Annotated in this window: 17 protein-coding genes; 14 read left to right on the plus strand and 3 right to left on the minus strand. The window is 45.4% G+C overall.

Going from position 1 to position 21,785, the window contains the following annotated elements; genetic code table 11:
- Nucleotides 1-251: 251 nt before the first annotated feature.
- The 5 genes from RIB93_RS28215 (at nt 252) to surE (ending at nt 5,607) form a co-directional block, all read left to right on the plus strand.
- A complete protein-coding gene (locus tag RIB93_RS28215) occupies nt 252-986 on the plus strand; it encodes a PEP-CTERM sorting domain-containing protein (RefSeq protein ID WP_446377910.1) in 735 nt (244 codons plus the stop codon).
- A gap of 799 nt (nt 987-1,785) precedes the next feature.
- Nucleotides 1,786-2,097 carry a PEP-CTERM sorting domain-containing protein gene (locus tag RIB93_RS28220; protein WP_446377912.1) on the plus strand — a complete coding sequence of 104 codons (312 nt, stop codon included), beginning with the start codon at nt 1,786-1,788 and terminating at the stop codon, nt 2,095-2,097.
- A gap of 543 nt (nt 2,098-2,640) precedes the next feature.
- Nucleotides 2,641-4,362, plus strand: a complete 1,722-nt coding sequence (locus RIB93_RS28225; RefSeq protein WP_446377913.1) for a rhomboid family intramembrane serine protease — start codon at nt 2,641-2,643, stop codon at nt 4,360-4,362.
- Nucleotides 4,363-4,565: 203 nt separating this feature from the next.
- Entirely contained in the window at nt 4,566-4,790 is a 225-nt protein-coding gene (locus RIB93_RS28230; protein ID WP_446377915.1) for a helix-turn-helix domain-containing protein, read from the plus strand.
- A gap of 25 nt (nt 4,791-4,815) precedes the next feature.
- Nucleotides 4,816-5,607, plus strand: coding sequence for a 5'/3'-nucleotidase SurE (gene surE, locus RIB93_RS28235; RefSeq protein WP_446377917.1), 792 nt, complete (start codon nt 4,816-4,818; stop codon nt 5,605-5,607).
- Nucleotides 5,608-6,003: 396 nt separating this feature from the next.
- Here surE and RIB93_RS28240 read toward each other — a convergent pair whose 3' ends face one another.
- Complete coding sequence (locus tag RIB93_RS28240) at nt 6,004-6,231, minus strand: indolepyruvate ferredoxin oxidoreductase subunit alpha (RefSeq protein ID WP_446377919.1); 228 nt, start codon at nt 6,229-6,231, stop codon at nt 6,004-6,006.
- A 163-nt stretch (nt 6,232-6,394) separates the two neighbouring features.
- Here RIB93_RS28240 and RIB93_RS28245 point away from each other — a divergent pair, with 163 nt between their 5' ends.
- Entirely contained in the window at nt 6,395-6,616 is a 222-nt protein-coding gene (locus RIB93_RS28245) for a hypothetical protein (RefSeq protein WP_446377921.1), read from the plus strand.
- 351 nt (nt 6,617-6,967) lie between these two features.
- Nucleotides 6,968-9,571, plus strand: coding sequence for a GAF domain-containing protein (locus RIB93_RS28250; protein WP_446377923.1), 2,604 nt, complete (start codon nt 6,968-6,970; stop codon nt 9,569-9,571).
- An 88-nt stretch (nt 9,572-9,659) separates the two neighbouring features.
- Here the strand turns inward: RIB93_RS28250 and RIB93_RS28255 are convergent, their stop codons facing one another.
- On the minus strand, nt 9,660-10,397 hold the full coding sequence (locus RIB93_RS28255; protein ID WP_446377925.1) for a DUF3122 domain-containing protein: 738 nt from the start codon (nt 10,395-10,397) through the stop codon (nt 9,660-9,662).
- 229 nt (nt 10,398-10,626) lie between these two features.
- Between RIB93_RS28255 and RIB93_RS28260 the strand changes: the two genes are divergently transcribed.
- The 5 genes from RIB93_RS28260 to RIB93_RS28280 all read left to right on the plus strand — a co-directional run bounded on the left by RIB93_RS28260 (nt 10,627) and on the right by RIB93_RS28280 (nt 17,823).
- Nucleotides 10,627-10,962, plus strand: a complete 336-nt coding sequence (locus tag RIB93_RS28260) for a cupin domain-containing protein (RefSeq protein WP_446377927.1) — start codon at nt 10,627-10,629, stop codon at nt 10,960-10,962.
- Nucleotides 10,963-11,386: 424 nt separating this feature from the next.
- Nucleotides 11,387-13,780: a PAS domain S-box protein gene (locus RIB93_RS28265; protein ID WP_446377929.1), complete on the plus strand. Its 2,394-nt coding sequence runs from the start codon at nt 11,387-11,389 to the stop codon at nt 13,778-13,780.
- A gap of 166 nt (nt 13,781-13,946) precedes the next feature.
- On the plus strand, nt 13,947-15,824 hold the full coding sequence (locus tag RIB93_RS28270) for a sensor histidine kinase (RefSeq protein ID WP_446377931.1): 1,878 nt from the start codon (nt 13,947-13,949) through the stop codon (nt 15,822-15,824).
- A 323-nt stretch (nt 15,825-16,147) separates the two neighbouring features.
- Complete coding sequence (locus RIB93_RS28275) at nt 16,148-16,588, plus strand: response regulator (protein WP_006101218.1); 441 nt, start codon at nt 16,148-16,150, stop codon at nt 16,586-16,588.
- Between the two features lie 5 nt (nt 16,589-16,593).
- On the plus strand, nt 16,594-17,823 hold the full coding sequence (locus RIB93_RS28280; RefSeq protein WP_446377933.1) for an ATP-binding protein: 1,230 nt from the start codon (nt 16,594-16,596) through the stop codon (nt 17,821-17,823).
- A gap of 95 nt (nt 17,824-17,918) precedes the next feature.
- Here RIB93_RS28280 and RIB93_RS28285 read toward each other — a convergent pair whose 3' ends face one another.
- Nucleotides 17,919-18,710, minus strand: coding sequence for a YdcF family protein (locus RIB93_RS28285; RefSeq protein ID WP_446377935.1), 792 nt, complete (start codon nt 18,708-18,710; stop codon nt 17,919-17,921).
- A 215-nt stretch (nt 18,711-18,925) separates the two neighbouring features.
- Here RIB93_RS28285 and RIB93_RS28290 point away from each other — a divergent pair, with 215 nt between their 5' ends.
- Together RIB93_RS28290 and RIB93_RS28295 are read left to right on the plus strand one after the other, a co-directional pair.
- Nucleotides 18,926-19,531, plus strand: coding sequence for an HD-GYP domain-containing protein (locus RIB93_RS28290; RefSeq protein ID WP_446377937.1), 606 nt, complete (start codon nt 18,926-18,928; stop codon nt 19,529-19,531).
- 297 nt (nt 19,532-19,828) lie between these two features.
- Nucleotides 19,829-21,592, plus strand: coding sequence for a S8 family peptidase (locus RIB93_RS28295; RefSeq protein WP_446377939.1), 1,764 nt, complete (start codon nt 19,829-19,831; stop codon nt 21,590-21,592).
- Nucleotides 21,593-21,785 lie beyond the last annotated feature (193 nt).

The raw sequence follows: 21,785 nt of genomic DNA on the forward strand, positions 1-21,785 counted from the left end.
AAACTTAGAAAGTAGATAAAGGGTTAGTGGTTAAGCCAGTCCAAACAAAAAGGCGGCTTCCTTGAAAAGGAATTAACCTTCTGATTTCAAATAGATTGAACGCTTTGAGTAAGCTTTTCTCAAGTTCAAAATCTATTCTTATTCTTAGCCGCCACTTTCAAATACTCTTTCTTATTTATACTGGCTCATGCTAACTTACTTTGTGGACTGTCGTCAACTTTGTGATATTTGATATTAAGGAGAAGTTCAGTATGAACCGTCTAAGTGCAATCGCCATCGCCTGTGCCGCAAGTGCTACCGCTGTTTTGGGATTGGTAACCCGTCCAGCACAAGCCGTATCATTAGGGGAATTAATCCGAGATAACGGCACTGTCCAAGATGAGTATATGACCTTTAGCAATTTCACATTTGCGTATACTTGTCAGGATTACAGTGACCCTAATGCGACTTGTGACAAGCTATTTACCGATGGTCATGTGCGTCCCATTAGTCCCTTCCAAATTGGGGTAGGACCAGGAACCTCCCCTCATAGTCCAGGATTACAGATTAATGACTTTTTCCGAGCGGAGGATGGCTACAGAATTGATTTAGACATCAGCTATGATGTAGAATCAACAAAACCCATTCAGAAGTCTGACCTAAGTTTTGATGCAGTTATCGGTTCTGGACGAGTTGAAGTGACTGATACAATATCAGATATGAATGGTAATGAAGTTGGACGCCTCTTTGCCGATAATATTAGAGACAATGATGTTCCTTTCCTCGCCGATTCGGTGGTCTTTGATAGGTCTGTCACTCAGTTTCAGGTACTCAAGCAGATTAGTATGAACAGTGAACCGGGTACAGGTCTATCGAATATGACCACGATTGACCAAGAATATGCCCCGGTTCCCGAACCCCTGACCATCCTGGGTTCAGCCGCCGCTTTAGGGTTTGGTGTCGCCTTCAAGAAAGAACATTCGCGGAAAAAGAAAAACCCAAAGTAAACAGCCGCGTTAACCATCTATCCTCAAGTGTGATAAATTCCACTTGATTGGGACGAAGCATTTGGACAGTCAATGGGAGATAGCGATTAGCGGTCAGCCAAATCCTTGTCCCGATGAGCAAAGAATCTCACCATTCAGTCGTTGGCATTTTACCGCCCTTAACCACCTAGTTGGTTGGGCGGGTTTTTGTGGAATTGGCAATTTCTCTTGTCGAGACGTTTCGCCGGAACCTCTCGATAAGGTATTACTCCATTATCAAAATAAAAATAAGAGATTCTTGAAGGTTAATATATATGTGTATCAATAAGTAAAATTACTCAATCACTCACTCAAATCACATCCTCAGTAGGACTTGTTAGAAATGAACGAGATCGCCGGACTATTTTCTCCGTATATTTACGGAATTGCCACGGATTCTGATCAAGGACAGTAATCCTAGGGCGTCACCCAGTCCAGATAAGGATTTGAGCTAGCAAGCATTCTTGATCTGCCATGGCGTGAAGGCAGATGAACTCCAGAGCTAGGGATGGAACCACGCCGACACCCAAGGTAGCTAAGGACACACATCATACACAAAACTTTATAAAGTTTTGATGAAGTCAAGGGCTAGTTCTATAAAGATTCTGTGAAGATACGAAAAATATCTTGCCACGAAAATTAGTTCGTTATACATTTTAATGACTTTTTCCGAGCTGAGGATGGCTATGGTATTGATTTAGCCATCAGCTATGATGTAGAGTCTACAGTACCTATCAATAAATTTTACCTAAGTTTTGATGCTGTCCTAGATTCTGGGCAAGTGGAAATTATTGAGACGGCATCAGCGAATGGTAATGTCATTGGGCAACTATTCGCCGATAATATCACAGGAAACAGTGTTCCTGACCTAGCAGACTCAGATACTTTCGATACACCCGTCACTCAGTTCAGTATACTCAAGGATATTAATCTGACCAGTGAAATTGGTACGGGTTTATCCAATATGACTACCATTGACCAAGAATATGCCCCAGTTCCCGAACCCCTGACTATCCTGGGTTCAGCCGCCGCTTTAGGGTTTGGTGTTGCATTTAAAAAACAGCATTCGCGAAATAAGAAAAACATCAAATAAAAAGCTACGTCAACAACATTTCTAATGATTTCTTCATTGTTGTCAATCTCCCGCCACCAGTCATTGGTTAGGCGGGTTTTTGTGGAATTAGCGATTTTGCTGTTAACCCAATCTGAATTAAGGATATTGGGTCAGAGCAGTTGAACAAGTATCTATACTCAGGATAATATGAGGTTTATGAAGCGTTGATGAAGACCAAGGCTTTTTATATAAAAATTATGTGAGGATTGGGAATACATTCAGTAGCTGAAATTTCACCGCCGTTAACCACCCAGTTGGTAGGGCGGATTTTCCTTGGCTGTCCATGTTCACGCAACATCTGTAGGGGCGACCCGCCGCATTAAATGAGAAAAACCAACTTATCAATTTGATCGGGTCGCCCGACCCATGATACCGTCAATTCAAGACTAATAATATTGGGGTTGCCCCTGGAAAAAATTCACACAAGCAACCCATTGATCTTATCGCGGGAACCCAGCATCAGGTATCAAAAATTATTTAACACCATCTGCATGTAGACTAGGGCGAGTCGAGACAGGTTAATTGTCACACCTCAATATTTGTTCAGCGACTCGCCCCTACAACCGCGAACCCGATAATTCCCACAACCGCGATCACGTCTTGGATCGGGTTATCGTTGAAAAGGTGAACTTCACCTACTCCTCCCAACCCGATCGCCAATCACTCTTGATGGATATTAATCAGTTGCTCCTCTGGATCGTCTGCACCTCTTGCGTTCTGAACATTATCGTCGGAATTCGTCGTGCTAGTATTTCGGATTCAGCCGTGTACATCCGTAGCTGGATGATTGTTTCTGGGTTGGTGTTAGCCACAACTGCTGTCTTATATATCCTCACTCCAGAGAATGCAGGCTGGATTGGCGGGGGGTTATGGGGATTGTTGATCTTAATGCCGATTCTGGGATTTAGACTCATGAATCAACTGGCATATCAGGAACGCTTTGGTGCAGCTAGCCGACTGGGTAAACTCCTGTGTTGGCTACACCCCGCCCAGAATTGGCGTCAATTTGCTGAATTATTGGACACGCTGGAACAATTAAAGCAGGGTTCAACGGTTGAAGCCACGGCGATTATTAACCGCTACAAAACCACCAATCGTCCTCTGGTGCGACACACCATTGCTACCCTCTATAAAATGGAGGCGCGTTGGCAAGAGTTGCGGGAGTGGATTGAGACCAATTTATCACAAACCGCCCTAGAACATGATCCCCGTCTGATCCTGTACTACCTGCGAGCATTAGGAGAGATGGGAGACTTAAATCGTTTGCTCACCCAACTTGATCAGTTTGAACGTATCTTAGAACGGAGCGATCGCGGCATCAATCAGAGTCAAGCTTATTTATTTGCCTTTGCCTTTTGCGGTCAAAAAGCCCAGGTCGTACAATTACTCACTGGACCTTTAGCATTTTATCCAAAGTACATTCGCCAATTTTGGCTGGCTACAGCAGATTGGGCGGCGGGAGACGTAGAGGAAGCACGTCAGCAACTGTCGGCTATTTCTCACCGCCATACTGGACTCTACCGCCATGCGATTCAAGCTCGTTTATCTCAGTCAGCTGTCAACCCTGATGCTGTTTTGACTCCATATTCTCAGCAAATTTTAGCCCGACTTACCCTCAATCTCCAACATCAGATGCGATACGGTTCCAGAGAACGGTTTTTGGGTTCTAGAGCCTATACGACTTGGGCAATTATTGGATTAAACCTGATTGTATTTGGATTAGAAATTCACTTTGGCGGAAGTGAAAATCCGCAAGTTTTATACAAACTTGGAGCCTTAGTACCAGAGGAAGTTCTCGACGGTGCTTGGTGGCGGTTATTAACCTCAACATTTTTACACTTTGGATTTCTGCATCTATTAATGAATATGCTGGGTCTGTATATCCTTGGACCCTTTGTCGAATATGCGCTCTCTGGGTGGCGATATTTGCTACTTTACCTCAGTAGTGGTGTTGGTTCGATGTTGGTAGTTTCTCTAGCCACTCATTTCGGATACTCTGAGGCGCAATTTGTAGTTGGGGCATCCGGTTCCGTGATGGGAATTGTGGGCGCAACGGCGGCTATTTTACTTCAAGGATGGCGGCGCGAGAAATCGCGTTTAGCGTCTCGTCGTTTACGGTTTATTTTATTTATTATTGCCTTTCAAGTTATCTTTGACCTATCAATTCCTCAAGTAAGTTTCACAGGTCACACGTCAGGCTTAATTATCGGTTTTTTGGTGGGGCTTATGCTGTACCATAAGTAATACTAAATCTGGGTTAATTACCCCCGTTTGGGTAGGGACGGCGATTGCCTAGTAAGCGCTTAGCACTCTGGGCAATTGCTTTTTTTGTTTGCCAAAGATGATTATATACTATAGCGTCAAAACTTATTCGTCAACGCTTAATTGCTTAAGCTGTAGCATTTAACCTCTAGTTCTGGTACATAAATGCTCATAAGCTAAAGGATATGTACCGAGTTAGAGTCAGAGTTAAAGAGCTGTGTCAGGAAAAAGACTGGAGCCTCAACGAATTGAGCTTGCGTTCTGGTGTCACCTATAGCACCGTTAGGCGTTACGCCCTGCAATCCTTGGGCAAGGTAAACATGGATACTGTGTGCAGGATAAAGGAAACGTTTGGTTGTTCTTGGGAAGAATTGCTGGAAGTACAAGGGGATAGTTCGTTCGATGACTAAGTAGTCAGGAGTCACACGGAATTTGATGAAATTGCTGATCAGCAACGATGACGGAATTTTTGCCTTGGGGATTCGCACCTTGGCTGATACACTGGCACAAGCGGGTCATGATGTTACCGTCGTTTGTCCAGATCGAGAGCGATCGGCAACAGGTCATGGTTTAACCCTCCATGATCCTATTCGCGCCGAAGCAGTTGATACGATTTTTCACCCGGCGGTTAAAGCTTGGTCTTGTTCCGGAACTCCCTCAGATTGTGTCAAGTTAGCATTGGGAGCCTTAATTGATAGTCCTCCCGATTTCGTCCTATCGGGGATTAACCACGGTTCTAACTTAGGCACTGATATCCTTTACTCTGGCACGGTTTCCGCCGCCATGGAAGGGGTTTTAGAAGGAATTCCCAGTATTGCCTTCAGTCTGACTAGCTATACGTCAAAGGAGTTTCATGTTGCAGCCACGTTTGCCAAAAGCCTGATTGAGCGACTCTCTGGTGCACCCCTAGCTAAAGTCATGTTACTTAATGTTAATGTACCGCCCGTGAGTCAGGCGGAAATTGCTGGGGTTAAGGTTACCCGTCAAGGAATTCGTCGCTATTTTGATAGCTTTGAGAAACGAGTTGATCCACGGGGTAAAACCTATTATTGGTTAGCGGGTGAAGTGATTGAGGATATAGAACAACCGCCTCATTCCCATCTTCCCCCCGATTTACCTACCGATGTTCAAGCCGTTAAGGAAAACTATATTGCGATTACGCCCCTGCAATACAACCTGACGGATATTGCTGGCGTCTCTAGTTTGCAGAGTATACAGTTTTCTTAAGCTGGGTTCGTAGTAGGCACGAAGCGTGCCAGAAGCGGCTAAAGCGCTGACTACAAACTCTAAAGTCAGCGACATTCATTTTAAGTGGGTGGACACAATTAACGTGAACGGTGGAGAACTCGCTGCCCTTGAGAAGCAAGCTACGTCATTCGTCATTCGTCATTCGTCATTCGTCACTTAGACAGGGCGGGTTTAGTGACATTAGAGTGGGCAAAAAACGATAGTAGTGAAACCCGCCCCTACAGATAAAACTCTTTTCTAGTTATTGATCATTTACCTTCCCCAGCTTCCCCAGCTCCCCCTGCTCCCCCAGCTCCCCCTGCTCCCCCAGCTCCCCCTGCTCCCCCAGCTCCCCCTGCTCCCCCTCACCACAAGACTTATTCAGCAAGCCCTAATTTATTGGGGCGTTTTTTGTAACTCCGGTCGCTCTTCCGGAACGATCGCGCCTTCTACAGGACATACCTGTAAACATATACCACAATCGATGCAGGTATCGAAATCAATCCAATACCAGTCTGTCCCCTTGACATTTTTGCCCGGACCAGGGTGAATGCAAGCAACTGGACAAGCATCGACGCAATCTGCAACCCCTTCGCAGGTTTCGGTAACAATAGTGTGAGACACGCTATTCCCTCTCGTAGTTACATGACATTGAGAGATGATCCCCCATGGGTTTTATGTTACTGCATTATCGGCAAGGAATCCATGTATCTCAACACCAATCAACGATTATAGTGTGCCGTTTATTGCTCCACCTTTTCCCCGACAATTCGCCAAATAGGAATGAATGAGACTTGCTTCAGGTGTATCTTTGACTTCTCGACGGGTTTTGAGCAGGAAGCCACCAGATCGCGATGACAACCTGAAGCAAGATATTACTTGGGTATTTTTTCATAGCCAGTCGTCAGTGGTCATTGGTCAGGGAACAGGGAACGGGGAACAGGGAACGGGGAACAGGGAACGGGGAACAGGCAACAGGGAACGGGGAACAGGCAACAGGCAACAGTAGAAAATGTCCTAACCTGCCTTAGTAAGGCTATAACTGGATGCAGAATGATTTAAGGGCAATCCTCAACTCAGCCAGCAGAAGTCCGTCTGGTCATGGGGCGAGGGCAGAAAGATGAGACAATAGAGGTAAGAGTGAATGACAAAGGATATAAAACAAATAACAACTCAGACAGATAAATGTATCTAAAATTGAGATTGGTCTAAACTAACTGAAAACGGAAGCGTTTTTCAACGTTCACCGATATCGCTGCGCTTATTTGTTTTAAATCGCCCGACTGAAACAGTCAACCAGACGTGCATGAGCGTGCGTCTGACAGCCAGAGCAAAAAGTAGCTGTTCAACAGCGAATACTATGACACTGTCTAATGCCGGTAGCGTTCTTGCTACATTGACCCAGTTAACCCAACTCAATCGCACGAGCGTTTTAACTCATCGAGTTAAAGACCTATCCCTTCCCGAATTTATCTGCTTACTGGACTTCATCACCGCTGAATTTCAGCAATTTCTGCGGGCGCTGGAAATGATTAACCATGAAGCGCTGGAAACCATGCTGGAGCAGGTGATGGAGGCATTTACCCTAAAAATCGGTCAACTCCTACAAGCTGAGCGTACTACTATCTTCCTCGTTGATGGTGACAAAGACCAGCTTTGGGCAAAAATTCCCTCTGGTGAGGACAACGCCGCCAAGGAGGTTCGCATTCCCCTAAATGTGGGTTTAGCGGGTCATGTGGCGACGACGGGCGAATCACTCAATATCACCAAAGCCTATAACCATCCCCTGTTTAATCCTGAAGTTGACGAATCTCCGGGCTATCATACCAATTCACTCTTGTGTATGCCCATTGTCAGTAGCAATAAAAAGATTGTCGCTGTCGTGCAGTTGTTGAATAAAGCTGGGGGTGTACCGTTTGACGAAGAAGATGAACAGCGCTTCCGTGACTTTGCCGCCTCGATTGGCATTATCCTAGAAACCTGCCAATCGTTCTACATGGCAGCCCGTAACCAACGTGGTGCAGCCGCCCTCCTGAAGGCAACTCAGTACCTGGGTCAAAGTTTAGACCTAGAAGCTACACTGCGTCTAGTCATGGATCAAGCGCGGGAGTTAATGAAAGCAGACCGCTCCACGTTATTTATGCTAAGTAAAGATGATGGGGAACTGTGGAGTAAGGTGGCGACGGCTGATGGCAAAGAGATGATGGAAATCCGGATCTCAGCCAATCGAGGAATTGCAGGTTATGTGGCGTCTACGGGTCAACCGTTGAATATTGCCGATGCCTATAAAGATCCTCGCTTTGATCCAACGACGGACAAAAAAACAGGCTATGTCACCCGTAATATTCTCTGTATGCCTGTCTTTAACTCGGGTGGCGAATTAATTGGTGTGACTCAATTGATCAACAAGAATCAAGGTAGCTTCACCACCTCCGATGAAGAGTTTATGCGGGCATTTAATATTCAAGCTGGAATTGCCCTAGAGAATGCCAAACTTTTTGAAAATGTTCTGCTCGAAAAGCAATATCAAAAAGATATCCTGCAAAGCCTTTCTGATGCGGTTATTTCTACCGATATGCAGGGACGAATTGTGACAATTAATGATGCGGCGCTAGGATTACTGGGATGTCCCTTACAACAACTCGACAATCGCAACCGTCAGTTGTGGGAGGAAAAACTTACCAATCGCTACGTCTGGGAGGTTGTACCCATTGAACATCTCCAATTCCGCTTACAAGACAGCCTAACTACGGGGGCGAAGCATTACCTTCCCGAACAAAATTTAATGGTCGGTCTGTTTCAATGTCCCCTGGAAGACATAGAAATACCGAATACTCCCCCCTATTGCCAATCCCATGATGATACTCATCTTTATCTCCTAGCTATTCCTAAAAGCGATGACCCAAAAACCTATAGTTTGTGGAATGAAGATGATGATAATTCTGGATATTTAGGTTACCTGTCTAAACAGCAAATTCAACCGATTGAGCGGAGTATTAATTTAACAGTTAATCCGCTAACCAATCCCCAAGGAATGGTGCGAGGGGGTCTGGTTGTATTAGAAGATATTAGTCGAGAAAAGCGGCTGAAAACAACCATGTATCGCTACATGACTCCAGAGGTGGCGGATGAAGTCTTAGCCTTAGGTGAAGATGCGCTGATGCAGGGGAGTAAAAAGGATGTCACTATTTTATTTTCAGATATTCGGGGGTATACGACTTTAACCGAAAATTTGGGAGCGTCGGAAGTTGTATCGCTACTGAATAAATACTTTGAAACAATGGTCGAATCGGTATTTGAGCATAAAGGAACCTTAGATAAATTTATTGGTGATGCACTGATGGCAGTTTTTGGCGCTCCCTTGGCGTTAAAAGAAAATCATGGCTGGATGGCGGTTCAATCCGCCTTAGATATGCGTTGGCGTTTAGCCAAGTTTAATGAACCTCGGATGCGAAATCGTCAACCTTTAATTCATATTGGGATTGGAATTAGTTCGGGAGAAGTGGTGTCGGGTAATATTGGTTCCCACAAACGCATGGACTACACGGTTATCGGCGATGGCGTGAACCTCAGCGCCCGCCTGGAAAGTATTACGAAAGAGTACGGTTGCGATATTATCATTAGTGAATATACCTATAACCTCTGTCGCCATAATGTGTGGGTGCGGGAACTCGATAAAATCCGCGTGAAGGGGAAAAACCAAGCGGTCAGCATTTATCATTTGATTCAAGATATCGATACCCCTCTTAATGATAAAACCCACAAATTTTTAGCTCTGTATGCTAAAGGGCGTCAGGCATACATAAGTCGCGACTTCTCGAAGGCAATTGTTTATTTTGAACAAGCCTATCAACTTGAACCTAATGATAAGCCAGTTTTGATTCATATTGAACGGGCTAAACATTATCAGAATAATCCTCCTCCCGATTATTGGGATGGCGTTCATACGATGACTAGAAAATAGGGGACAGGCACAAGTTTGGATTCCTTGATGTTAATCTACTACAGAACATTCTACTTACAGCAGATTTGGTGGTTGATGAAGTGCAGCCTTAAGCAAGATCCCCGACTTCTTGAAGAAGTCGGGGATCTGTCTTACTTTTGGTCGGGATCTGAAAAACCTCTCTCCAAACCTCTCTCCTACAAGGAGAGAGGCTTTTAACTCTCCCCCTTTTGAAGGGAAGAGGGGGATCTAAAAGGGAAGGGGGCTGGGGGATTAGGTTTGATATTGATTTTTCTAGATGACGTGAAAAGTCAGGGGGATCTGTCTCGATTTCTGTGATCAATAATTGCCACTCGATAACTAGAGATTTGGGAATAGTTAAGGAGAGGGGTTGTCCATGATTGAGGGATATGGAAAGGATCAGAGATTCATCAGCTTGTAATTTGGCAAAGACATCGGTAACATCATACTGACCAACATTAGGCGCAGGCGCGGCTTGAGCAAATACATCAGGGGCGGTGAGCAGTTTCCCCCCTGCTGTGGCAATTTCCAGCAATTGGGGATGGGTAAACTCAGCCATAGCCGGAAAGCCGACTAACCGCAGATTCAGGCGCGTTGACTGACCTGGTATGATTTTTTTGAATAGAACCACCTGCCAAGTTCGTCCGGATTTATCTTTCAACGACTCCTGGGAGTGATAGCGCATGATTCCCGGCGCGTCTTGGTGTTGTCGCAGTACAGCAACGGCTGGCGGAGTCAGGAAGGTGGCTTGGAATAGGAGTAATACCAGCAGGAATCTACCAAGCGTTAGAAGCAAAGAAAAGTATCGCTGAATAGGATCAACCATAAGTATTCGATATAAAGTTAACTCAAAGATGTTTGCATATTTCCCCAGAAGGCTTCGCGCATTCGTTACCCCCGCCAGAAACAAATATCAATAATACCAAGGATAGATGTGTCGGGGTGACCTGCTCACCTAAATTAACAATTCAAATTCATTAAATTTTATCGGGTCGCCCTTTATTCTCGCTAATATAGGATATCTTATTTAAATTGTGCCATAGGAGAAATTCATCATGACCAGTCAAATTCCCAGCCAATCATCGTTTTCATTGCAACTGCGCGATCGCATAGAATATCCTGAAGGAGGTGTAGTGAGTAAAGTTATTCATAAAGATGACCAGTGTGACCACACGTTGTTCTGTCTAGCGGCGGACACGAGTATTTCTGAACATACGTCACCTCGTAACGCCACAATTAATGTGATTGAAGGAAAGGGGCTCTTTACTTTGGAGGGTAAGGAGATTCAATTAGAACCGGGCGTTTTTATTTCAATGGAGGCGAATGCGCCCCACGCTTTAAAGGCGGAACAAAATCTGGCGTTTCTGTTAACGCTATGGAAAAATGACTGAGGTTGAAAATCCGAGGAGAAGTCAAGAGCCAGAATCAGCCTTGAACAAAGCTGCGTTACGCTTCACTCTCCTCACGATGGCGGCGTTACACAGCTAAAATTGTGGAATAGATTTTACCATTGAATCGGGCGCAAAGCTTTGCGCCCCTACAGTTTCTGGACGTAAGGTTAATTCATCAAATTGTTCCTTGGGTTTAAACCCAAGGCGGGAAGACAGCTATAGGTGCAAGATGTGAGGGGCGGGTTTAGTTGCATATGGGTGAGGGAAGAAACGATAATAGTCAAACCCGCCCCTACAGATTAAAATGGCACGTCTCTACATGTCCCCAATCCCCAATTAACCCCAATATGATACATCCCCTAAGCGAAACGGGAATACTTTAGTATAGCCGTCACGCTAATCCCGCTTTTGCCTAAGGATGTTCATGAGTCAACCATTACTCACCCCCGAATCCCTTCCGCTTAACGCCCTCAAGGAACAACCCGACTTAACCGCAGCGCTGTTGGATTTAATCGGCGCGTTGGTTATTGTTCTGGATGCTCAAGGACGAATTGTTTATTTCAATCACGCCTGTGAACAGTTAACGGGTTATTTGCGCCAGGAAGTTCAAGGTAAATATGCTTGGGATTTATTAATCTTACCGGAAGATGTAGCCTCAATTCAAGCCATTTTTGATAACTTAATCCCCGATAATTTTCCCCAACCCTGTGAAAGCTGCTGGGTGACGCGGGATGGAGACTGGCGCTGGATTGCGTGGATGGATACGGTTTGTTTGAATGAACAGGGGGCTGTTGAGTATGTAATTGCTACAGGTCAGGATATCACAGAGCGTAAACAGGCGGAAAAGGCGCTGCGAGAATTGGCGACTTTAAATCAAGCGATTTTAGATAGCGCCAATTATACGATTATCTCTACTACTGTTGATGGTACGATTTCTACCTTTAATCGAGCCGCTGAGAAATGGCTCGGTTATTCGGCGTCAGACGTTGTTAGTAAAACCACACCTGCTCTGTTTCATGACCCTGAAGAAATTGTAGAGCGATCGCGCGAACTTTGCCAAGAACTTAATACTCCGATTCAACCTGGATTTGAGACATTTATCACCAAAGCTCGTCGGGGAGAAATTGATGAACGAGAATGGACTTATATTCGCCACGATGGGAGTCGCTTTCCGGTTTTACTCTCGATTACCGCTTTATATAACTCCGATAACCACATTGTCGGATTTTTGGGAATTGGTAGTGATATTAGTATTCGGAAACAAGCCGAACAATCCTTGCGCGACAGTCAGCACTTTAGTCAACGCATCGCGGATACAGTACCCGGTATCTTGTACCTCTATGATGTGATAGAACAACGCAATGTTTATGCCAATCGTTCTACGGTTGAACTGTTAGGGTATACACCCCAAGATATTCAAGATATCGGTACAAATTTTATGTCTCATCTGGTAAATCCAGAGGATATTCCTCACATTCTAGAACATCAAAAGCACTTGACGACGCTTACCGAGGATGATCATCTCACGCTTGAGTATCGGATGAAACATGCTAATGGAGAATGGCGCTGGCTGCGGAGTCGAGAGACGGTTTTTTCTCGAACGGTTGCAGGATTACCAAAACTGTTTCTCGGTATCGCTGAAGATATTACTGACTATAAACGGGTTGAGGATGTCCTGCGTCAAACCAATGAAGACTTAGAACAGCGGGTAAAACAGCGAACGGCTGAGTTAGAAAATGCCCATAAACAATTACGATTTCATGTCGAAAATTCCCCCTTGGGAGTGATAGAGTGGGATAGTCAGTTTCGTGTCCAGGGTTGGTCAAAACAAGCCGAGCGTATTTTTGGCTGGAAGGCGGAGGAGGTTCTGGGCAAACAGTTGAATGATTGGCAATTTGTTTACCCGAATGACCTAGATTTTGTCCATCAGAAAGCTTTAAACCTATTGAATCCAGAATCGCCACCTGAGATTATTGAGAACCGTAATCTAACTAAGGATGGCAATGTATTATATTGCCAGTGGTATAACTCTGTGTTGTTTGATGAATCAAACGCTGTCGTTTCTATTCTGTCTCTGGTGCAGGATCAGACAGAACGTAAGCAGGCTGAGGAAGAACTCCAGCAATTGAATCAACAGCTTCAACGTTCTAACCAAGAATTAGAACAATTTGCCTACGTCGCCTCCCACGATTTGCGAGAACCCCTGCGGAAAATTAGGAGTTATAGTGATTTATTGGTGAAACGCTATCAGGGTCAATTGGATGAACGGGCGGATAAATATCTCAGCTATATTACCGATAGCGTTATCCGGATGCAGGCGTTAATTACGGATTTATTGACCTATTCACGAGTCAGCCGCAATGAACTCATTTTAGAACCAACTGATTTAGGTGAAATTATTCAGCAGACGTTAACGGATTTAAGTCCAGCGATTGAAGAAAATCAGGCAATTATAAATACCACGCTGCTGCCCATTGTGCAAGCAAATCCCTTACAAATTAGGCAAGTCTTGCAGAATTTAATTGCCAACGCGATTAAATTTCGCCGCGAACAGCCGCCACAAATTGATATTAAGGCTGACTGTCAGGATGATTTTTGGCAGATTTCCATTCAAGATAATGGGATTGGCATTGATCCCAGCTATAGTGATCGCATTTTCGCCATTTTTCAACGCCTACATTACCGAGAAGAGTATCCAGGTACAGGGATTGGGTTAGCTATTTGTCAAAAAATAGTGGAACGTCACGGCGGAAAAATTTGGGTTGAGTCAGAATTAGGTCAGGGAAGTACATTTTACTTTACTCTACCTGTTGTGTAGAGGAGATGAGGAAGATGGGGGAGATGGGAAAAATTATGACAGTTGTAGGGGCGGGTTTTACCACTAACGGGAAGGTTTTCACCCTGATATCTCTAAACCCGCCCCTATAGAGTAAGAGTCATCTGCAACAAATGACGAAGGACGAATGACAAATGACAAATGACAAATGACCATTATGTATATTCCCCACGGACATTGTTATCTCTGGCAAACGAATTTAGTCGGACTGCATGTTATTGCCGATGGTTTTATTGCCTTAGCCTACTATTCGATTCCGGTTACGCTGCTGTACTTTATTCAACAGCGGCAAGATGTACCCTTTAAAGGAGTATTTTGGTTATTTAGTGCCTTTATCATTAGCTGTGGTACAACTCATTTAATCGGAATTGTGACCCTTTGGTATCCTATCTATTGGATATCGGGATTGATTAAAGCCATAACCGCGATTATTTCTATTTACACAGCTTTGGTAATAATCCCGATGCTCCCGCAAGCCTTAAGCTTACCCAGTCCCACCAAAATGAAGCAAATCAACGATGATTTAGCCGCTCAAATTGTACAGCGAAAGGACATAGAAACATCATTACGAGAAACGCAAGAGCGATTTATTTTAGCGGTTCGGGGGTCAGGCGATGGATTATGGGATTGGAATATTAGTACGGGAGAGGTTTATTTTTCACCCCGGTTTAAACAGATTTTAGGCTATGAAGAACAAGAAGGCGAAAATCATTATAATTTCTGGGAATCCCGAGTCCATCCAGACGATCGCGATCGCGTCATGGCGGCGATGCAAGATCACTTAGAGAATCACGTTCCTTATGCCATAGAATATCGCCTCCGCCAAAAATCTGGGGACTATTGCTGGATTTACGCGAGGGCGCAAGCCATTTGGGATGAAACGGGTAAACCAACGCGAATGGCGGGTTCAATTAGTGATATCACGGATCGCAAACGCGCCGAAGAAGCCTTACAGCAAAGTGAAGCGAAATATCGGGCATTAATTGATACCACGCAGACGGGTTATGTGGTGCTTGATCAACAGGGTAGAGTGCTGGATGCGAATCAGGAATATAGTCGCGTCACGGGACATTGTAATGTATCCGATATTCTGGGAAAAACGGTTCTAGATTGGACAGCGCCTTATGATTTAGAACGAAATGCGGCGGAAGTGCAAAAAGCGTTAGCGGAACGATTAGTGCAAAATTTAGAGGTTGATTATTGTCATCCTAATGGTAAAATTATACCGATTGAGGTGAATGCCAGAGTTATCGACACCGACGAGGGCTGTCGCATTTTAGCCTTATGTCGAGATATTACCGAACGCAAACAAGCCAGACAAGAACTCAAAGCCGCGATCGCGGATTTAGCCCGTTCTAACCAAGACTTAGAACAGTTTGCTTATGTCGCCTCCCATGATTTGCGAGAACCGCTGCGAAAAATTAGGAGTTACAGTGATTTGTTGGTGAAACGTTACCGGGGTCAACTTGACGAACGCGCTGATAAATATATCGCCTATATTACTGATGCAACACAGAGAATGCAAAGCCTGATTAGCGACTTGTTAACCTATTCACGGGTAAGCAAACCGGAACTGATTCCCGAACCCACGGATTTGGGACACATTCTTAAGAAAACCCTGGCAGATTTAAGTCCTCTGATTAAAGAAAATAAGGCGGTAATTACCGCCGATTCCTTACCAACAGTTAACGCCAATTCGACACAAATGGCGCAACTGCTGCAAAACCTGATTACCAATGGGATTAAATTCCGTACCCAACAGTCGCCTCGCATCCACATCACCGCGACACGAGAGGGGCAATTTTGGCAGATTGCGGTTCAGGATAATGGTATGGGAATGGAAGCCCAGTATCGCGATCGCATCTTTGTCATTTTCCAGCGCCTACATTACCGGGAAGAGTATCCAGGGACAGGGATTGGACTCGCCGTCTGCAAAAAAATTGTCGAACGTCACGGCGGACAAATCTGGGTAGAATCGGAATTAGGACAAGGTAGCACGTTTTACTTTACACTACCCGCCGTGTAGGGGAGATGGGGGAGCTGGGGAAGCTGGGAGAGCAGGGGGAGCTGGGGGAGCCGGGGGAGCAGGGGGAGCAGGGAGAGCAGGGAGAGCAGGGGGAGCAGGGGGAGCAGGGAGAGCAGGGGGAGCAGGGGGAGCAGGGAGAGCAGGGGGAGCAGGGGAAGTTAACTCAAAATTATACCTTACCTGTTCACTGTTCACTGTTCACTGTTCACTGTTCTATGACAAATGACAAATAACGTTAGTTTTCTCCAGATTTTGGGAACTCTGTCATAAATTGGGAATAGTGCGAAAATTATCCACAAACACTGTATGTTATGACCTGCTTGATGAACCCAGTAACTAAAGCGATTGAAATTCTCCTAGTTGAAGATGACCCGGGGGATATTGACTTAATTGAAGAAGCCCTAGAAGATGCCAAATTACAGATTAATCTCAATAGTGTCAGGGATGGAGTTGAGGCGCTGGCTTACTTACGACAAGAAGGTAAATATACTCAGGCTATCTCGCCAGACTTAATTCTCCTGGATCTCAATCTACCCCGTCGAGATGGGCGTGAGGTACTCCAAGATATTAAAGGTGACAACTACTTTAAACGCATCCCTGTGGTGGTTTTAACCACGTCTGATGCTGAGGACGATATTCTTAAGTCCTATAACTTGGGTGCGAACTGCTATGTATCAAAACCTCTGGGTATGCAGGACTTTATCAAAATTGTCGAATCCATCGAAAACTTCTGGTTTACCGTTGTCAAACTTCCACCCAAATAATTACCATGTACACCGCTCCTATCCGAGTCTTACTCATTGAAGATGACCTCGGCGATGCTGATTTAATCACAGAATTCCTTGATTTTGTCAAGTCAACTCCGTTCCAAATTACTCACCATCGCTGTTTGCAAGAGGTACTACAGCCGAGGGATCAAGATGCTTATGATGTCATCTTATTGGATTTGTCATTACCCGACAGTTTCGGCTTAGAAACCGTTGAGCAGGTGTACAATCAATTTCCCACTATTCCCATTGTTATTCTCAGCGGATTAGAAGATGAATCGCTAGCCACAATTGCGGTTCAGAAAGGAGCGCAAGATTATTTAGTCAAGGGTGATTTTGACAGTAACTTATTAGTGCGTTCTATCCGCTATGCGATTGAACGGGCTAAAACAATCCAATTACTCAATCAAAAAGAGCAACAATTACAACAGGCAAATGAACAACTCGAACATCGCGTCGCTGAACGAACCAGTGAACTCCAACAAGCTAATGATCAATTACGAACCTTAGAATCTCAGTTGCGTCTGGCGCTGGCTCAAGAACAAGAACTCAGCCATTTCAAATCCCGAATTATTTCTACCGTTTCCCATGAATACCGCACGCCATTGACAACAATTAACTCATCTGCCGAAATTCTGGAACGGTATCTCCATAAATTGGATGCAGCAAAGCAACGCAAACATTTTCAGCGGATTCAGACATCGGTTAAACATCTAACCGCTTTAGTAGAAGATGTCTTGTTTATTAACAGGGCAGAACTTGAGAAGGTCGAGTTAAACCCAGAACCTCTTGACTTAGTTAGCTTTTTTGAAGAAATCGTTGAAGGATTACAAATTACTGTAGATGAGAAACATCAGTTATTTTTTACGCATCACGGGAGTTGTGAATGCGCTAATTTCGACCCTAAATTACTACGACAAATGATTACTAACTTGCTCTCGAATGCGATTAAGTATTCACCGCAGGGGGGTAAAATTACGCTGACTTTGAGCTGTGAAGAAAACCAGGTTGTGTTCCAGGTGCAGGATCAGGGAATCGGTATTCCCGAAGCCGACCAATCGAAATTGTTTGAATCCTTTAGTCGCGCCGGAAATGTAGGAACGATTGCCGGAACCGGGTTAGGATTATCAATTGTTAAAAAATGTGTTGATTTACACAAGGGTGAGATAACAGTCAAAAGCGAGATTGGTGTTGGCACAACCTTTACGGTAAAATTACCTTTAATTAAGTAATAAATAATAAGTCATATTGTAGGGGCGGGTTTAGGCACTCAGGTAAGCTTCTCACCGATAAGTGAAGAGCAAAACCCGCCCTTCACTTATCGGGGCTATAACCATCCTCGTAGCCAATAAACGGCTGTACCAATATATTCCTTAATCGCCCGGGTCGTCATATCTAAATTTTGAGCATCTGGCAAACCATTTAATAAAATAGCCGCTAAACTACTATTAGGTTCATTCAGTTCTTGTTGAGTGACCAAAAAATCAGTCGGTGCTGGAATCGCTTCAATCCCCTGACGCACAAAAATCCGTAGGGCGCGAGGCATATGCATGGCAGAGGTAACTAATAATACCTGCTGTATCCCTTCCTGCTGTAAAATTTGCCGTACATTGACGGCATTTTGATGGGTATTCAGAGACGCCGGATCTTGCAAAATTGCTGAAGAGGGAACGCCAATCATTTCTAAGATTTGAGCCATATCCGCTGATTCTGGAGAACCCCCACCCCGCCACTCAATCCGCCCTCCAGAGGCAATAATTACAGGGGCTTTCCCTTCCTGATAAAGCTGCGCCCCATAGAAAACGCGATCGCCTGCTTCATTTAAATCCGGTGCAGGGCGCGGTGGAATGGCAGATCGCGTCGCCCCACCCAAAATCACGATCGCTTCCGCCTGGGGTAACTCTGTGGGTGGAATATGCTGCCATTCTAGGGATTGAACCATGCTATTGGCAACCCAACCGTTACTGGCGACTAATAAGATGATCAATCCTAGGGCGATGGGGATAGGAACCAAGCGGGGGCGTTTCCAGGACAAGACTAACGCCACAACCATGAGTACGCAAGCAAGTCCTAATGGATACACAAATAAGGGGAGTAACTTGGAGAGAAATAAAAACATACAAGAATTAAATACACAATTCCGATTGTATCCATCCTTATGGTAGGGTTAAGGACGTAGCAATCAACCCCTCTACTGTATAAACGCTACACAACCTTCCATCTGACCCAACTGACTGGTCTATATCCAAAAGCGTTAGCATAACGTGAGTTGGGGATCACCAACCTCAACAACAATGCAACAATAAAAGTAACCTAAACTCATTCTGAAGTGGAATGCTTCGCCCCGGCGACGCCGATATCTTAAATTTTCTTGAACAAATCCAGCTGGCTCGAAACGTCACGGCTGGTTTACGCTGCTATCGTCTGCGAACGATGTGCTTACATTTTGGGCGCTGGCTGAAATTAGAAAAAACCCAACTGCGCCAGCTTGTTTTCCTGAGTTACTGTCATGGCTTAGGCAAACTCAGCATTCCCGACTCGATTTTACTCAATCCCGGTTCCTTAAGCGAACAGGATTGGGTAAAAATTCGCGAGTATCCGGAAGTGTCGGCTTTGATCTGCAAGCAGCTTCCGGGATTGAAAGAATTTGTCCCTCTTGTCTTGTCTCATCAAGAACGACTCAATGGCACCGGCTATCCTAAGGGACTCAAGGGTGATGAAATTCCATTTATTGTCCAAGTTTTCCAGCTTGTCAACATCGCCGATGCCATTATCAGTAAGCGACTCCATCGCACCCGGAATGAACCCTCAAGCGATCGCCCCTACTGGATGCAAGCCATAGAGGAGATTACCAAGGAGATGGAAGCAGGCGCACGCGATCGCAACTTATGTGAGAAATTTTTCCGATTTCTGGAGCTGTTCTACCAAGGTGGCGGGTGATGGGGAGCAGGGGAAGCTGGGGGAGCTGGGGGAGCTGGGGGAGCTGGGGGAGCTGGGGGAGCTGGGGGAGCTGGGGGAGCTGGGGGAGCTGGGGGAGCGGGGGAAGCGGGGGAAGCGGGGGAAGCTGGGGGAGATGGGGAAGATGGGAGACAAAATTTCTATAGCCTATTGCCCATTCCCTATTGCCCATTCCCTATTGCCCATTCCCTATTCCCTATTCCCTGACGAATGACCAATGACCAATGACCAATAAGTTATGGTAGAGGTTAAACTGGCACGATAGTGGATGAGTTGCCAATGAAAAAGTTTTTGTTACTGTGTTTGTTTGTGATTGGGCTAGGTTTTGCCCTGTTCAACTTTAAAGGGTTGGCAAATCAGGGGGAATTTGGCTCAATTGTACTGGATTTCCGGGAAGATATTCCCGCCACAGAGATTAGCGCTGAGGTGGACGCGATCGCGCAAAAATACGGCGTGACACCGCGACTCAATAGCGAATTCTCTGACGTTGACAATATTTACATTTTGGAGGGAGATAAACAAGTCCTGCGTCAGCTCAAACGCTCAGAACTGGCGAAAGACACCGAATATATTGAACCCAACTACATCTACAGTACGTTTTTTGTTCCCAACGACCCCAGCTATAGTCAGCAATGGAATCTTCGCAGCATTAACGTGGAAGCCGCCTGGGATGAGACGCGGGGAAGTGGGATTACGGTAGCGGTGATTGACACTGGGGTTAGTCCGGTTCCTGATCTCAAAGATACCAAACTGGTGGAAGGGTACGACTTCGTAAACGATAGAGTTGATGCCTTCGATGATAATGGTCACGGGACTCACGTTGCTGGAACCATTGCTCAATCCACCAATAATAGTTATGGGGTGGCTGGCGTAGCCTACGAAGCCAGTCTCATGCCCTTAAAAGTATTGAGTGCGGGTGGCGGTGGTACAATTTCCGATATCGCCGAAGCGATTAAATTCGCCGCTGATAATGGCGCGGATGTGATCAATATGAGCTTAGGCGGTGGCGGTGAAAGTCAACTGATGCAAGAAGCGATCGACTATGCCTATAACAAAGGTGTGGCGATTATTGCAGCAGCAGGGAATGCTAACCAAAATTCCGCCTCCTATCCCGCCCGTTATCCCCATGTTCTGGGTGTTTCCGCTGTGGATTCCGCTGGCGTGAAAGCCCCCTATTCCAACTATGGTGCAGGGGTTGACATTTCTGCCCCTGGTGGTAGTGAAGCGGGTAAGATTGTCCAAGAAACCATTAATCCCAAAACCAAAACTGCCATGTTTTCTGGCTTTCAGGGAACCAGTATGGCAGCCCCCCACGTTGCTGGGGTAGCAGCTTTGGTGAAAGCCAGTGGGATCAATGATCCCGATGAAATATTCAGCGTTCTCCAACAATCCAGCCGCCAGATTGAAGATGATCCCCTCAACCACTTTGGCGCTGGGCAATTAGATGCCTCAGGTGCCGTGCAATTGGCGACGAAGGGACAAATTACCTTCCGTGATTTCTTCCGTTGGTTGCGCGATAGCGGTTATCTGAATCTGCGGTTCTGGATTGATGGTGGTGCAGTTGCACTGCTGCCGAAAGTTCTCATGGTTCTGGGTTCCTACCTCTTGGCGTGGTTCTTACGGAACTATTTGTCCTTTGGCTGGAGTTTGACCACAGGGTTAGTGGCTGGAAGTTCGGGATTATTTTTCCTGCGCGGCTTCTATATCTTTGACTTACCCCAGTGGCCCCTACGAGTCATGGGCAGTTCGATTCCGGAACTGGGTACTGCGATTCAAGGCAGTAGTTTATTAAATCCCATTTTTGCCAGTGTGCTGATTCCTTTTATCTTAATCGCATTGTTCCTGGGACACCCCCAATGGAAATGGGTGGCGATTGGTTCAGCCTTGGGTGTTGCCAGTTGTTTGGCGGTAAGTGCGGTAATGTCTCCCAGTCTGCTGTGGTTAGGAAGTGGGATTGGGGCGCGTCTGTTCTTAATGGCGAATGCCTTCGTCTGCTTCGGACTTGCCTATTTTGCCTGTCAACAACCCACGCTTCATCCTTAACGGATAGAAGCGGGGCGTGTAAAAGCGCTCTTGTTGATTAGCCTCAGCTAGAAATAGCTACGTTATGAAGGAATATATAGGTACTTCAAGGTGCTTCACTAGCCTTGAACTCTACGGTTCTAGATTAAACAGTTCTGATGGGTAGGAAGAGTGTCTAGAACAATAAACCCTTCATAACATTGGCGAAGTGAAC

The sequence above is a fragment of the Coleofasciculus sp. D1-CHI-01 genome, assembly GCF_040218875.1.
GTDB lineage: Bacteria > Cyanobacteriota > Cyanobacteriia > Cyanobacteriales > Coleofasciculaceae > Coleofasciculus.

Excerpts from the sequence above, each read along its gene's own strand:
- RIB93_RS28215 (WP_446377910.1), top strand. The coding sequence starts at position 252 with ATGAACCGTCTAAGTGCAATCGCCATCGCCTGTGCCGCAAGTGCTACC.
- RIB93_RS28230 (WP_446377915.1), top strand. The coding sequence starts at position 4,566 with ATGTACCGAGTTAGAGTCAGAGTTAAAGAGCTGTGTCAGGAAAAAGAC.
- surE (WP_446377917.1), top strand. The coding sequence starts at position 4,816 with ATGAAATTGCTGATCAGCAACGATGACGGAATTTTTGCCTTGGGGATT.
- RIB93_RS28245 (WP_446377921.1), top strand. The coding sequence starts at position 6,395 with ATGAGACTTGCTTCAGGTGTATCTTTGACTTCTCGACGGGTTTTGAGC.
- RIB93_RS28250 (WP_446377923.1), top strand. The coding sequence starts at position 6,968 with ATGACACTGTCTAATGCCGGTAGCGTTCTTGCTACATTGACCCAGTTA.
- RIB93_RS28255 (WP_446377925.1), bottom strand. The coding sequence starts at position 10,397 with ATGGTTGATCCTATTCAGCGATACTTTTCTTTGCTTCTAACGCTTGGT.
- RIB93_RS28260 (WP_446377927.1), top strand. The coding sequence starts at position 10,627 with ATGACCAGTCAAATTCCCAGCCAATCATCGTTTTCATTGCAACTGCGC.
- RIB93_RS28265 (WP_446377929.1), top strand. The coding sequence starts at position 11,387 with ATGAGTCAACCATTACTCACCCCCGAATCCCTTCCGCTTAACGCCCTC.
- RIB93_RS28270 (WP_446377931.1), top strand. The coding sequence starts at position 13,947 with ATGACCATTATGTATATTCCCCACGGACATTGTTATCTCTGGCAAACG.
- RIB93_RS28275 (WP_006101218.1), top strand. The coding sequence starts at position 16,148 with ATGAACCCAGTAACTAAAGCGATTGAAATTCTCCTAGTTGAAGATGAC.
- RIB93_RS28280 (WP_446377933.1), top strand. The coding sequence starts at position 16,594 with ATGTACACCGCTCCTATCCGAGTCTTACTCATTGAAGATGACCTCGGC.
- RIB93_RS28285 (WP_446377935.1), bottom strand. The coding sequence starts at position 18,710 with ATGTTTTTATTTCTCTCCAAGTTACTCCCCTTATTTGTGTATCCATTA.
- RIB93_RS28290 (WP_446377937.1), top strand. The coding sequence starts at position 18,926 with ATGCTTCGCCCCGGCGACGCCGATATCTTAAATTTTCTTGAACAAATC.
- RIB93_RS28295 (WP_446377939.1), top strand. The coding sequence starts at position 19,829 with ATGAAAAAGTTTTTGTTACTGTGTTTGTTTGTGATTGGGCTAGGTTTT.